This window comes from Serratia sp. Tan611, assembly GCF_905188235.1.
Lineage (GTDB): Bacteria > Pseudomonadota > Gammaproteobacteria > Enterobacterales > Enterobacteriaceae > Serratia_B > Serratia_B rhizosphaerae.
In genome coordinates this window covers 861,858-875,425 of the sequence record NZ_LR994655.1, presented here as the reverse complement: position 1 = coordinate 875,425, position 13,568 = coordinate 861,858, and the positions used below count along the sequence as shown (strand labels likewise).

Annotated in this window: 9 protein-coding genes; 1 reads left to right on the top strand and 8 read right to left on the bottom strand. The window is 61.8% G+C overall.

Going from position 1 to position 13,568, the window contains the following annotated elements; all coding sequences use genetic code 11:
- Window positions 1-72: 72 nt before the first annotated feature.
- Both relA and rlmD read right to left on the bottom strand, forming a co-directional pair.
- Window positions 73-2,304, bottom strand: a complete 2,232-nt coding sequence (gene relA, locus TAN611_RS04000) for a GTP diphosphokinase (protein WP_160028317.1) — start codon at window positions 2,302-2,304, stop codon at window positions 73-75.
- Between the two features lie 36 nt (window positions 2,305-2,340).
- Window positions 2,341-3,669: a 23S rRNA (uracil(1939)-C(5))-methyltransferase RlmD gene (rlmD, locus tag TAN611_RS03995; protein ID WP_203067310.1), complete on the bottom strand. Its 1,329-nt coding sequence runs from the start codon at window positions 3,667-3,669 to the stop codon at window positions 2,341-2,343.
- Window positions 3,670-3,731: 62 nt separating this feature from the next.
- On the opposite strand from rlmD, the gene barA reads away from it, so the two are divergent.
- Window positions 3,732-6,461 carry a two-component sensor histidine kinase BarA gene (barA, locus tag TAN611_RS03990; RefSeq protein ID WP_203067309.1) on the top strand — a complete coding sequence of 910 codons (2,730 nt, stop codon included), beginning with the start codon at window positions 3,732-3,734 and terminating at the stop codon, window positions 6,459-6,461.
- A 42-nt stretch (window positions 6,462-6,503) separates the two neighbouring features.
- Here the strand turns inward: barA and TAN611_RS03985 are convergent, their stop codons facing one another.
- The 6 genes from TAN611_RS03985 to TAN611_RS03960 are packed head-to-tail and all read right to left on the bottom strand — an operon-like array spanning window position 6,504 to window position 13,429.
- Window positions 6,504-7,643 (bottom strand): glycerate kinase, encoded by a 1,140-nt coding sequence (locus TAN611_RS03985; RefSeq protein ID WP_105229801.1) that lies wholly within the window; start codon window positions 7,641-7,643, stop codon window positions 6,504-6,506.
- An 18-nt stretch (window positions 7,644-7,661) separates the two neighbouring features.
- Entirely contained in the window at window positions 7,662-8,546 is an 885-nt protein-coding gene (gene garR, locus TAN611_RS03980; RefSeq protein ID WP_105229800.1) for a 2-hydroxy-3-oxopropionate reductase, read from the bottom strand.
- Window positions 8,547-8,556: 10 nt separating this feature from the next.
- Window positions 8,557-9,330 (bottom strand): 2-dehydro-3-deoxyglucarate aldolase, encoded by a 774-nt coding sequence (garL, locus tag TAN611_RS03975; protein ID WP_111737718.1) that lies wholly within the window; start codon window positions 9,328-9,330, stop codon window positions 8,557-8,559.
- A 44-nt stretch (window positions 9,331-9,374) separates the two neighbouring features.
- A complete protein-coding gene (gene gudD, locus TAN611_RS03970) occupies window positions 9,375-10,715 on the bottom strand; it encodes a glucarate dehydratase (protein ID WP_105229798.1) in 1,341 nt (446 codons plus the stop codon).
- Between the two features lie 24 nt (window positions 10,716-10,739).
- Window positions 10,740-12,077 carry an enolase C-terminal domain-like protein gene (locus TAN611_RS03965; RefSeq protein ID WP_203067750.1) on the bottom strand — a complete coding sequence of 446 codons (1,338 nt, stop codon included), beginning with the start codon at window positions 12,075-12,077 and terminating at the stop codon, window positions 10,740-10,742.
- A complete protein-coding gene (locus TAN611_RS03960) occupies window positions 12,077-13,429 on the bottom strand; it encodes an MFS transporter (RefSeq protein ID WP_105229796.1) in 1,353 nt (450 codons plus the stop codon). Before TAN611_RS03960 ends, TAN611_RS03965 begins: the two co-directional genes overlap by 1 nt.
- Window positions 13,430-13,568: the final 139 nt, after the last annotated feature.

Sequence of the window (13,568 nt, the reverse complement as noted above, 5' to 3'; positions counted from 1 at the left end):
ACCTGAATCCCCAATGGATTTCGCGCCACATCTAGGCGGCAACAACGAGGCGGTGTGAAAGACGCCGGAGATTCAGCTGCCGTGCAGACGCTTGGCATCTATCACATCCGGCAGTTGGTTCAGCTTCGCCAGCACCCGGCCCAGCACCTGCTGGTTGTAGATTTCGATATCCATATCGATGGTGGCCATCTGCTTTTTGGTATCGCTCCGGCTGGCGACGCCCAGCACGTTCACCTTTTCGTTGGCGAGGATGGTGGTGATATCACGCAGCAGGCCGCTGCGATCGTTGGCCATCACCCGCACCACCAGCGAATAACCGCTGGAATAGCTTTCCCCCCACACGGCGTCGACGATGCGCTCCGGCGCGTGGGATTGCAGTTCGGTCAGCTGGTCGCAATCGGCGCGGTGGATGGAGATACCGCGCCCCTGAGTGATAAAGCCGACGATATCGTCGCCCGGAATCGGCTGGCAGCAGCGGGCGATGTGGTGCATCAGATTGCCGACGCCCTCCACCACCACCCGGCCATCGTCTTTCTTGCGGGTCGCCGGCGGCGCCTTGTGCTGCACCAGTTGGCGCAGCGCTTCGCGATCCTGCTCTTCGGCGCTCGGCTTATTGAACTTGCTCTGCAGGAAGTTCACCATCTGATTGAGGCGAATATCCCCGCCGCCAATCGCCGCCAGCACTTCGTCCAGCGAGTTCATGTTGTAGCGCGGGATCAGCAGTTTTTCCGCCTCTTTCAGGCTGATGCCGAGGTGTTCCAGTTCGTTGTCCAGCATCTGGCGGCCGGCCAGGATGTTTTTATCGCGATCCTGCTTACGGAACCAGTTATGAATCTTCGAACGTCCGCGGCTGGTGGTAACGTAGCCAAGGTTCGGGTTCAGCCAGTCGCGGCTCGGGTTCGGCTGCTTCTGAGTGATAATTTCAATCTGGTCGCCCATCTGCAGCTGATAGGTGAACGGCACGATGCGCCCGCCGATCTTGGCGCCGATGCAGCGGTGGCCGACGTCGCTGTGGATGTGGTAGGCAAAGTCCAGCGGCGTTGAGCCGGCCGGCAGGTCGACCACGTCGCCCTTCGGCGTAAACACATACACCCGGTCGTCGAACACCTGGCTGCGCACTTCGTCGAGCATTTCGCCGGAGTCGGCCATCTCTTCCTGCCAGGCGATCAGCTTACGCAGCCAGGCGATGCGCTCTTCGTAACCGGAACGCACCGTAACACCGGCGCCCTCTTTGTATTTCCAGTGCGCGGCGACGCCCAGCTCGGCGTCCTCGTGCATCTGGCGGGTACGGATCTGGATCTCGACCGTTTTGCCGCGCGGGCCGAGCACCACGGTGTGGATCGACTGATAGCCGTTGGGTTTCGGGTTGGCGACATAGTCGTCGAACTCGTCCGGCAGATGACGGAAATGGGTATGCACAATGCCAAGCGCCGCATAGCAGTCCTGCAGCCGTTCGGCCACGATGCGCACCGCACGCACGTCGAACAGCTCGTCGAACGCCAGCGCCTTTTTCTGCATTTTGCGCCAGATGCTGTAGATATGCTTGGGACGGCCGTAGATTTCCACCCGAATATCTTCGTCCGCCATCGCCTTGCGCAGCGAAGCAACAAAATCATCAATAAACTGTTCGCGGTCGATACGGCGTTCATGCAGCAGCTTGGCGATGCGCTTGTATTCTTCCGGATGCAGGTAGCGGAAGCAGAAATCCTCCAGCTCCCACTTCAGCTGGCCGATACCCAGGCGGTTGGCCAGCGGCGCATAGATATTGGAGCACTCCTTGGCCGCCAGCACCCGTTCATCTTCCGGCGCGTCTTTCACTTCACGCAGGTGGGCGATACGTTCCGCCAGTTTGATCACCACGCAGCGGAAATCTTCCACCATCGCCAACAGCATGCGGCGCACGTTATCGACCTGCTCGGAGCCCATCGAGTCGTTGTGGGTCGCCTTCAGCTGGCGAATCGCATCCATATCGCGCACGCCGTGTACCAGCGCGACGATATTGTTGCCGAACGCCTCGTTCAGGGTCTCTTCCTGCACCAGACCGGCGTCGGCCAGCGGGAACAGCAGCGCGGCGCGCATGCTGTCGTTGTCCATGCTGAGGGTCGAGAGAATTTCCACCATCTCCAGACCGCGCCCCAGCAGTTTCGGCGCGTCCGGATGGTCTTTGGTCTGTTGCTCGCAATAGCGCCAGGTATCGGCCAGCCGTTCAACGGACTGTGGGTTGGGTAGCCCAAGACCGGCAAGCCACTCGTCGAGAGCGAATTCACCCGCCGTGTTCAAATGTGCACTTCTTACCGCAACCATACCTTCTCCCTACTTTGCAGCGACCACAGGCGACCGTTATTCCTGACGGATAAACAGCGCCATTGATTCAAGATGCCCCGTGTGCGGGAACATATCCAGCATACGCACACGCGCAAGACGATAACCGGCGGACAGCAACGTTTTGCTGTCGCGCGCCAGCGTGGTGGGGTTACAAGAAACGTACACCACCCGCTCCGGCGCCAGTTTTACAATATGTGACATCACTCCAGCCGCGCCCGCCCGGGCAGGATCCAACATAACCTTATCAAATCCCTGTTGCGCCCAAGGCTGCCGCTCCACGTCTTCTTCCAGGTTCTGATGAAAAAACGACGCATTACTCAGTAAATTCTTATGTGCATTATATTGCCCATTCGCTACCAGCGTGGCAACACCTTCGATGCCGACCACCGCTTTCGCCCGCCGAGCCAGCGGCAGGGTGAAATTGCCCATACCGCAGAACAGATCCAGCACCCGATCGTCGGGCTGAATCTCCAGCCACTCCAGCGCCTGCGCCACCATCTGCTGGTTGACCGCATCGTTCACCTGAATAAAGTCGCGCGGACTGAAGTCTAAGCGTAGCCCGTCAACCTGATAATACGGCGTATCACCGCACAGTTTCTCCAGTTGTTCGCTGTCCGACGCCAAATAAATCGTTACGGCATTTTGCCGGGCGAAGGTCAGCAGCGCCTCGCGGTCGGCCGGCCTGAGCGCATCCAGGTGCCGCAACACCAGCAGCGGCCCGTTGTCCGCCAGCACCAGTTCGGCATGCCCCAGGCGCTTCACCGCCTGCAGCCCGCTCAGGCAGGCGCGCAGCGGCGTCAGCAGTCGCTCCAGCTCCGGCGCCAGCACCGGGCACTGAGTCACCGACACCAGCTCGCTGGAGCCAGCCTGACGAAAGCCCATCTGCAGGGTTTGCCGCTTCGGCTGCCACATCAGCCCCAGACGCGCGCGCCGGCGATAGCCGTATTGCGGCCCGGCGATCACCGCCTCCTGCGGCACGCTGACGCCGGTTTCGCGGGCGATCATCCGTTCCAGCGCCGCTGCCTTGCTCTGCTGCTGCAGGCTTTCATCCGCATGCTGCTGCTGACAGCCGCCGCAGACGCCGAAGTGCGGACAGCGCGGCTCCACCCGCTGCGGGCTGCGGCTCAGCAGGCGTTTCAGCTTGCCTTTGGCGAACTGACGCTTGTTTTCCGTCAGCTGAATTTCCGCCTTTTCGCCCGGCAGTACGTCCGGGATAAACACCGCTTTACCGTTGTGGCGCGCCACACCCTGACCGAAGGGATCGAGGTCGCTCACCGTCACGGTGAAGATTTGTGTGTTCTGCCGGGTCGTCACGCGGCGTTTGGGAGAGTAGAATTGCGCCATAAAATTGTCGGTTGCTGGTTCATTAAGCTAGGATTAGCGCAATTCTCCCACATTGGAATCTCATGACCAAATACAGCCTGCGCGCGCGCATGATGATATTGATTCTGGCCCCTACATTATTGATCGGCCTGTTGCTCAGTACCTTCTTCGTCGTGCACCGTTATAATGAGCTGCAGGAGCAGCTGGTGGACGCCGGCGCCAGCATTATCGAACCGCTCGCCGTCGCCAGCGAATACGGCATGACCTTCCGCAGCCGTGAGTCGGTGCGCCAATTGGTCAGCCTGCTGCACCGCCGCCACTCCGATATCGTGCGCTCCATCACCGTGTTCGACGCGCAGAACAACCTGTTTGTCACTTCCAATTATCACCATAATTTCGCCCAGTTGCAGATCCCGAAAGGTGTGCCATTGCCCACCGATCTGATGCTGACGCGCCGCGGCGACTCGCTGATTCTGCGCACGCCGATCATGTCGGAGAACCAATACCCCGACGAGGCTGCCGAAAGCGGCGCGCACGGCGACAATAACCTCGGCTATGTGGCCATCGAGCTGGATCTGCAGTCGGTGCGCCTGCAGCAGTACAAAGAGGTGTTTGTCTCCACGCTGCTGTTGCTGCTGTGTATGTGTATCGCCATCCTGTTCGCCTACCGGCTGATGCGCGACGTCACCGGGCCGATCCGCAATATGGTCAACACCGTCGACCGCATCCGCCGCGGCCAGCTCGACAGCCGGGTGGAAGGCTTTATGCTCGGCGAACTGCACATGCTGAAAAACGGCATCAACTCCATGGCGATGTCGCTGACCGCCTATCACGAAGAGATGCAGCAGAATATCGATCAGGCAACCTTCGACCTGCGTGAAACGCTGGAGCAGATGGAGATCCAGAACGTCGAGCTGGATCTGGCCAAAAAGCGCGCGCAGGAAGCCGCGCGCATCAAATCCGAGTTCCTGGCTAATATGTCGCACGAGCTGCGCACCCCGCTGAACGGCGTGATCGGCTTTACCCGCCAGATGCTGAAAACCGAACTGAGCGCCACCCAGAACGACTACCTGCAAACCATCGAGCGTTCGGCGAACAACCTGCTGACCATCATCAACGACGTGCTGGACTTCTCCAAGCTGGAAGCCGGCAAGCTGGTGCTGGAGCATATTCCGTTCGCGCTGCGCGAAACGCTGGACGAAGTGATCGTGCTGCTGGCGCCTTCCGCCCATGAAAAAGGGCTGGAGCTGACGCTCGACGTCCACAACGACGTGCCGGAGCAGGTGGTCGGTGACTCGCTGCGCCTGCAGCAGGTGATCACCAACCTGCTGGGCAACGCGGTCAAATTTACCGAAACCGGCAATATCGATATCCGGGTGGAGTTGCGCAACCAGCTGGAACATCAGGTCGAGCTGGAGGTGCAAATCCACGACACCGGCATCGGCATCTCCGAACGCCAGCAGTCGCAGCTGTTCCAGGCGTTCCGTCAGGCGGACGCCAGCATCTCGCGCCGCCACGGCGGCACCGGCCTCGGGCTGGTGATCACCCAGAAGCTGGTGAAAGAGATGAACGGCGATATCTGTTTCCACAGCCAGCTTAACCGCGGCTCCACCTTCTGGTTCCATATTACGCTGGACCTGAATGAAGATCTGATGACGCGCCAGCCGTGCCTGCCGGAGCTGAGCGGTAAGACGCTGGCCTATATCGAATCCAATCCGACGGCGGCGCAGGCGACGCTGAATATGCTCAACGCCACGCCGCTGGTCGTCACCCATTCGCCGACCCTCGGCCAGCTGCCCGTCGGCGATTATGACTTTATGCTGGTGGGCGTACCGATCCCGTTCCGCGACAAGATGGCGCAGCATCAGGACAAACTGCTGAAAGCACTCAACTATGCCAGACGGGTAATTCTGGCCCTGCCGTATCAGTCACAGATCGATGCCGAACTGCTGAAAGAACAGGGCGCTATAGGCTGCCTGGTCAAGCCGGTCACCAGCACCCGCCGGTTCCCGCTGCTGCGCATGGAAACGCCGCGTCAGGAACACGCCGCGCCGGCGCGTAAACGCCTGCCGCTGACCGTGATGGCGGTGGACGACAACCCGGCCAACCTGAAACTGATCGGCACCCTGCTGGCGGAACAGGTGGAAAAAACGCTGCTGTGCGAAAGCGGCGAAGAAGCCATTGCGCTGGCGCGTGACAACGTGCTGGACCTGATTCTGATGGATATCCAGATGCCGAATATCGACGGCATCCGCACCAGCGAGCTGATCCGCCAGCTGCCGCACCATAACTCCACGCCGATCGTTGCAGTCACCGCCCACGCGGTCAGCGGCGAGCGGGAGCACCTGCTGCAGGCCGGCATGGACGATTATCTGGCGAAACCGATTGACGAAGCGATGCTGACGCGCGTTCTGTCGCGCTACCACAGCGGCGTACAAGAGGCGGAGGCCACACCGCCGCCAGGCACAGAACCGCTGGCGTCGCTGGACTGGCCGCTGGCGTTGCGTCAGGCGGCCAATAAACAGGATCTGGCGCGCGACCTGCTGCAAATGCTGCTCGACTTCCTGCCGCAGGTGAGGGAGCGGGTGCAGGCGGTACTGGACGGCGCGCAGGACGACACGCTGCTGGATCTGATCCACAAACTGCACGGCAGCTGCAGCTACAGCGGCGTGCCGCGGCTGAAGCAGACCTGCTTCTATATTGAACAACAGCTGCGTCAGGGCGTCGCCATCGAGGATCTGGAGCCGGAGTGGCTGGAGCTGCTCGATGAAATCGAGCTGGTCAGCCAGGCGGCCAGAAAACACCTGGGTTAACCGTCAGAATACGGCCTCTTCCCCGTCAGGAAGAGGCCGCCGTTACTGCCCCTGCGCCACCTTCAGCGTCGCCGCAATATTGCGCGCCGTCGCCCGTACGTTTTCAGCAGCGTCGTGCAACGCCTCTTCCAGCGTACAGACGCGATACAGCACGCTGAACACCGCATCCACTCCGTGCTGATGCACCACGCCGACATCGTCGCTCAGGCTGCCGGCAATGCCGATCACCGGTTTGCCGTAACGTTTGGCGACCCGCGCCACGCCAATCGGCACCTTGCCTTTGATGCTCTGGCTATCGATGCGTCCTTCGCCGGTGATCACCAGCGTCGCATCACGCACCAGCGCGTCCAGCCCCAACGCCTCGGTGACGATCTCAATCCCCTGGCGCAGTTCTGCCCGACAAAACGCCAGCAGTCCGGCGCCCATGCCGCCGGCCGCGCCGGCGCCGGGCACCTGCTGGACATCCACGCCCAGCGTACGCTTGATCACCTGTGCATAGTGGCCCAGCGCGCCGTCCAGTTCCGCCACCATCTGCGGCGTCGCCCCTTTCTGCGGGCCGAAAATGGCGGAAGCGCCCTCCGGCCCGGTCAGCGGGTTGGTCACATCGCAGGCCACCTCAAACCGGCACTGGCCGATACGCGCATCCAGCCGGCTGAGGTCAATCTGCGCCAGCGTCGCCAGCGCGGCGCCGCCAAAACCGATCTCCTCGCCGCGCTCGTCCAGCAGCCGCGCGCCCAGCGCCTGTACCATGCCGGCACCGCCGTCATTGGTCGCGCTGCCGCCAATGCCGATAATGCAGTGCCTGACGCCGTGCTCCAGCGCGCAGCGGATCAGCTCTCCGGTACCGTAGGAGGTGGTTTTCAGCGGGTTGCGCCGCCCGGTGGGCAGTCGCTCCAGCCCGCTGGCCGCTGCCATCTCGATAAACGCGCTACGCCCGTCGCCGGACAGGCCGAAAAACGCCGGCGTCGTCTCGCCTAACGGCCCGGTAACGTCCACCTTGATAATCCGCCCGCCGGTCGCCGCCACCATGGCTTCCACCGTTCCTTCTCCGCCGTCGGCCAGCGGCAGTTTGACGAACTCCGCAGCGGGGAAAACCTCGCGGAACCCGTCCTCAATGCAGGTGGCCACCGCCAGCGCGGATAAACTCTCTTTATATGAATCCGGCGCGATCACTATTTTCATAAGCTGCCTGCACAATCCCTAACTCGTGACTTGGACTTTGGCCAACTTCTCGTAATAACAGGCCAAAGCGCTGTGGTCCGCACCGCCCAGATCGTCGACCCGCAGCGCCTGCATCATCTCCATCACCGCCGAGGTCAGCGGTAGCTGCGCACCGATACCGTGCGAAGTGTCCAGCGCGTTAGCCAGATCCTTGATGTGCAATTCGATGCGGAACCCCGGTTTGAAATTACGCGCCAGCACCATCGGCGCTTTGGCGTCCAGCACCGTGCTGCCCGCCAGCCCGCCGCGAATCGCCTGATAGACCCGCTCAGGATCGACGCCGGCCTTGGTGGCCAACACCAGCGCTTCCGACATCGCGGCGATATTCAGCGCGACGATCACCTGGTTCGCCAGTTTCGTCACGTTGCCGGCGCCGATCTCGCCGGTATGCACCACCGATCCGGCCATCGCCTTCATCACCTCATAGCAGCGGTCGAACACCGCCTTCTCGCCGCCGACCATCACCGACAGCGTGCCGTCAATCGCCTTCGGCTCGCCGCCGCTGACCGGCGCATCCAGCATGGCAACCTGCTTTTCCGCCAGTCTGGCGCTGATTTCCCGGCTGGCCAACGGTGCGATCGAACTCATATCAATCACCACCGTGCCCGGCTTCGCCCCCTCAATAACGCCGTTCTCCCCCAGCACCACCTCCTGCACCTGCGGTGAGTTGGGCAGCATGGTGATCACGATGTCGCACTGCGCCGCCACCGCTTTAGGCGTATCGGCGCTCTCCGCACCCAGCTCGCTCAGCTCGGCGGTGGTTTCCGCCCGATGATTCAGCACCACCAGCGCATAGCCGGCTTTCAACAGGTTTTTGCTCATCGGTTTGCCCATAATGCCCAGGCCGATAAATCCAATTTTCATCTTCTGCTCCTTATTTCACACCAGGTTTAAAACGGTCGCGCAGCGCCTGCGTCGCACCGCGCAGCACGCCTAAATCACTGCCGACAGCGACAAATTTCGCCCCCCACTCCAGATAGCGGCGCGCATCGGCTTCGGCCGGTGCCAGAATGCCGCTCGGTTTCCCCGCCGCCGCCGCGCGCTCAAAAATATGCCGGATCGCCGCCTGCACCTGCGGATGATTCGGCTGGCCGAGATAACCCAGCGCGGCGGACAGATCCCCGGGGCCGACGAAGATACCGTCAACGCCCTCCACCGCGGCAATGGCATCCAGATGGTCGATGCCCGCCTGCGTTTCGATCTGCACCAGCACGCTGATATTGTCGTTAACGCTGCTGAAGTAATCGCTGACCGTGCCGTAGCCGTTGCTGCGGTGGGAGACCGACACGCCGCGAATGCCGGCCGGCGGATAGCGCGTGGCCGCCACCGCCTGCAGCGCCTGCTCTTCACTCTCCACAAACGGGATCAGGAAGTTAAAAAAACCGATATCCAGCAGGCGTTTGATAATCACCGGCTCGTTACAGGGCGGCCGCACCACCGCCGCACTGCTGCTGCCCTTCAGCGCCATCAGTTGCGGCACAAAGGTGGTGATATCATTCGGCGCATGCTCGCCGTCCAGCACCAGCCAGTCGAAACCGGCCAGCCCCAGCACTTCGGTCGAGATCGGGTTGCCCAGCGCCGACCAACAGCCGATAAGGGTTTCCCCCTGCTGCAGAGACTGACGAAAGCGGTTGTGACAACTGTTCATGGCGTATCCTTTACGTTGAAGGGTGAAAAGACGAACAAGGCGGATTAGCGCACCAGGCAAGGGCGTTTATTATCGAAGGCCCAATCCGGCACCAGGAACTGCATACCCATCGCGTCATCGCGCGCGCCGAGGCCGTGGGTTTTATACAGCTCATGCGCCTTCATCAGGCGATCGCGATCCAGCTCGATCCCCAGCCCCGGCTTCTGCGGCACCGCCACGCGGCCGCCGGCGATGGTCAGCGGTTCGCGCGTCAGGCGCTGGTTGCCTTCCTGCCAGATCCAGTGGGTATCAATGGCGGCGATGTTGCCCGGCGCGGCGGCGGCCACGTGGGTGAACATCGCCAGCGAGATATCGAAATGGTTATTGGAGTGCGATCCCCAGGTCAGACCGAATTCGTGGCACAGCTGCGCCACCCGCACCGATCCCTGCATCGTCCAGAAGTGCGGGTCCGCCAGCGGGATATCCACCGACTGCAGCTGCAGCGTATGGTGCATCTGGCGCCAGTCGGTAGCGATCATATTGGTGGCGGTCGGCAAGCCGGTGGCGCGGCGGAACTCCGCCATCACTTCGCGACCGGAGAAGCCCTGCTCGGCGCCGCACGGATCCTCGGCGTAAGCCAGCACGTTGCGCAGCCGCCTGCCCAGACGGATCGCTTCTTCCAGCGACCAGGCGCCGTTCGGATCGAGCGTGATGCGCGCCTGCGGGAAACGCTCCGCCAGCGCGGTGACCGCATCGGCTTCTTCTTCGCCGGCCAGCACCCCGCCTTTCAGCTTGAAGTCGTTAAAACCGTATTTCTCATAGGCGGCTTCCGCCAGGCGCACCACCGCCTGCGGCGTCAGCGCCTCCTCATGGCGCAGCCGGTACCAGTCGCAGGCATCGTCCGGCTGGCTCTGATACGGCAGCGGGGTTTTATTGCGGTCGCCGATATAGAACAGATAGCCGAGCATCTCCACCGACTCGCGCTGCTGCCCGTCCCCCAGCAGCGCCGCCACCGGCACCTCCAGGAACTGCCCCAGCAGATCGAGCATCGCCGCTTCAATGCCGGTTACCACGTGGATGGTGGTGCGCAGATCGAAAGTCTGCTGGCCGCGCCCCGCCGCATCGCGATCGGCGAAGCGCTGGCGCACCGCCGTCATCACGTTTTTATATTCGCCGAGCGTTTTCCCCACCACCAGCGGCTGCGCATCCTCCAGCGTCTGGCGGATCTTTTCGCCGCCCGGCACTTCTCCGACGCCGGTATTGCCGGCGTTATCCTGCAGAATCACAATATTGCGGGTGAAAAACGGCGCGTGGGCACCGCTCAGGTTCAGCAGCATGCTGTCATGGCCGGCGACCGGCACCACCTGCATGGCGATAATTTTTGGAGCACTGTGAAACGTGGTCATAAGTCTGTCCTTTTCAGAGTGAAATCAACGGCCGAACGCCGGGCGCCGGCGGTCAAAACGCCAACCGGGCACCAGATACTGCATCGCCTGGGCATCGTTGCGCGCCCCGCTCGGCAGCGTCTGATGCAACCGGTGCGCCTGTTCCAGCGCCTGCCAGTCCAGCTCGATGCCGAGACCCGGCGCGTCAGGCAGCGCAATTTTTCCGTCGACGATTTGCAATGGGTTTTTCGTCAGATGCTGGCCTTCCTGCCAGATCCAGTGGGTATCGATGGCGGTCGGTTTCCCCGGCGCCGCCGCGCCGACGTGGGTAAACATCGCCAGAGAAATATCGAAGTGGTTATTGGAGTGGCAGCCCCAGGTCAGCCCCCACGCGTCGCACAGCTGCGCCACCCGCACCGCACCGGACATCGTCCAGAAGTGCGGATCCGCCAGCGGAATATCCACCGCCTGCAGCTGTGTGGCGTGGCGCATTTCCCGCCAGTTGGTGGCAATCATATTGGTCGCCACCGGCAAGCCGGTTGCCCGGCGGAACTCGGCCATCACTTCACGGCCGGAAAAGCCCTGCTCTGCGCCGCACGGGTCTTCCGCATAGGTCAGGATGCCGTTCATGCCGCGGCACAGCGCGATAGCCTCATCCAGCCGCCAGGCGCCGTTGGGATCGACGGTGATACGCGCCTGCGGGAAGCGCTGCGCCAGGGCGCACACCGCCTCGATCTCCTGCTCGCCCGGCAGCACGCCGCCCTTGAGTTTAAAATCCTTAAAGCCGTAGCGATCCTGCGCCGCCGCCGCCAGCTCGACGATGGCTGCCGTATCCATCGCTTCCTGATGGCGCAGGTGATACCACGGGTGGCCGCCCTGCTCACCGGCCTGATACGGCAAATCGGTGCGCCGGCGGTCGCCGATGTAAAACAGATAGCCCAGCACCGTCACCGCATCGCGCTGTTTGCCGGGGCCAAGCAGCTCCGCCACCGGTACGCCAAGACACTGCCCCAGCAGATCCAGCAGCGCGGCCTCCAGCGCCGCCACCGCGTTGACCCGCAGTTCAAACGTCCAGGCGCCGCTGGCGAAGGCGTCGAAATCTGCCGGCTGGCTGCCGCCGTGCAGCGCGTGCACCAGACTGTTCATCCGCGCAACCTGCTGCCCCACCACCTGCGGCATCGCCGCCGTCAGAGTCTGGTAAATCACCTCGCCGCCCGGCGCTTCGCCCACGCCGGTATGGCCGGCGCTGTCGGTCAGCACCACGATATTGCGGGTGAAACAGGCGCCGTGGGCGCCGCCGATATTCAGCAGCATGCTGTCGTAGCCGGCGACCGGGATCACGCGCATGGCGGTGATGGTTGGCGTGCTCTGCGTATTGCTCATCATGCCCCCCGTGCGACAGGTTTCAGTTCGATGCGTTTGATTTCACCGACGATAAACAGATAGCTGACCACCGCCAGCAGAGCATGGATGCCGACGTACAGCAGCGCGCCGTTGAATGAGCCGGTGGTGCCGATGATGTAGCCGATGGCGATCGGCGTCACGATGCCGGAGATATTGCCGAACATATTGAACAGCCCGCCGCTCAGGCCGCTGATCTCTTTCGGCGCGGTATCGGCCATCACCGCCCAGCCCAACGCCCCCAGCCCCTTGCCGAAGAACGCCATCGCCATAATGCCGACCACCATCCACTCGGTGTCTACGTAGTTACAGAAGATCATCGACATCGACAGCAGCATGCCGATCACGATCGGCGCCTTGCGCGAGAAGGTCAGCGAGTTGGTGCGGCGCATCAGATAGTCAGAGATCACCCCGCCCAGCACGCCGCCGACGAAGCCGCAGATGGCCGGCACCGAGGCGACAAAGCCGGCTTTCAGAATCGACATGCCGCGCGCCTGCACCAGATAGACCGGAAACCAGGTAATAAAGAAGTAGGTCAGCGCGTTGATGCAGTACTGGCCGATATAAACGCCGACCATCATGCGCGACTGCAGCAGCTGTTTGATCTGCCGCCATTTCTCGCCTTTCACCGGCTGCGCCTGCGGCTGCTTCTGATCCATATTGGTCAGCGCGCCGCCGGCTTCGATATAGTCCATTTCGGCCTGGTTAATGCGCGGGTGATCTTTCGGGTTATGCACCACCTTCAGCCAGATAAAACTCAGCACAATCCCCAGCCCGCCCATAAAGAAGAACACGTGCGACCAGCCGACGGCGTGCGTCAGCCAACCCATGATCGGCGCGAAGATCACCGTGGCGAAATACTGCGCCGAGTTGAAAATCGACACCGCCGTGCCGCGCTCATGAGCGGGGAACCAGGCGGCGACGATGCGGCTGTTGCCCGGGAACGACGGCGCTTCCGCCAGTCCGACCAGAAAACGCAGGGCAAACAGCGCCACCACAATGCCGAAGCCGCTGAAGATATCGACAAACCCCTGCAGCAGGGTGAACAGCGACCAGATAAAGATGCTCCAGAAATAGACGCGCTTCGATCCAAAACGGTCCAGCAGCCAGCCGCCGGGGATCTGGCCGATGACGTACGCCCAGGAAAAGGCGGAGAAGATGTAGCCCATCCCGACCGGATCCAGCCCGATATCCTGAGCCATTGACGAACCGGCGATCGACAGCGTGGCGCGGTCGCCGTAGTTAAATGACGTGACGATAAACAGCATCACCACAATCCAGTAGCGCGTATTGGTTCTTTTTATTGCGCCGGTTGCGGAACTGATTGTTGACATGGTGTTCTCCTGAATCTAGCCATTGCTATCTTCATCCTGAACTGCATGAATATCTCAGAACGAAATGGGTTGAATTAAATAAACCTCACCTGTGAGCAGTGCGATTAATTCCGTTGCGGTTAATATCAAAGCCCAATAA

Coding starts and splice junctions, on each gene's coding strand:
- TAN611_RS03985 (WP_105229801.1), bottom strand. CDS start 7,643: ATGAAAATAGTGATCGCGCCGGATTCATATAAAGAGAGTTTATCCGCG.
- TAN611_RS03965 (WP_203067750.1), bottom strand. CDS start 12,077: ATGAGCAATACGCAGAGCACGCCAACCATCACCGCCATGCGCGTGATC.
- TAN611_RS03960 (WP_105229796.1), bottom strand. CDS start 13,429: ATGTCAACAATCAGTTCCGCAACCGGCGCAATAAAAAGAACCAATACG.
- garR (WP_105229800.1), bottom strand. CDS start 8,546: ATGAAAATTGGATTTATCGGCCTGGGCATTATGGGCAAACCGATGAGC.
- relA (WP_160028317.1), bottom strand. CDS start 2,304: ATGGTTGCGGTAAGAAGTGCACATTTGAACACGGCGGGTGAATTCGCT.
- gudD (WP_105229798.1), bottom strand. CDS start 10,715: ATGACCACGTTTCACAGTGCTCCAAAAATTATCGCCATGCAGGTGGTG.
- barA (WP_203067309.1), top strand. CDS start 3,732: ATGACCAAATACAGCCTGCGCGCGCGCATGATGATATTGATTCTGGCC.
- rlmD (WP_203067310.1), bottom strand. CDS start 3,669: ATGGCGCAATTCTACTCTCCCAAACGCCGCGTGACGACCCGGCAGAAC.
- garL (WP_111737718.1), bottom strand. CDS start 9,330: ATGAACAGTTGTCACAACCGCTTTCGTCAGTCTCTGCAGCAGGGGGAA.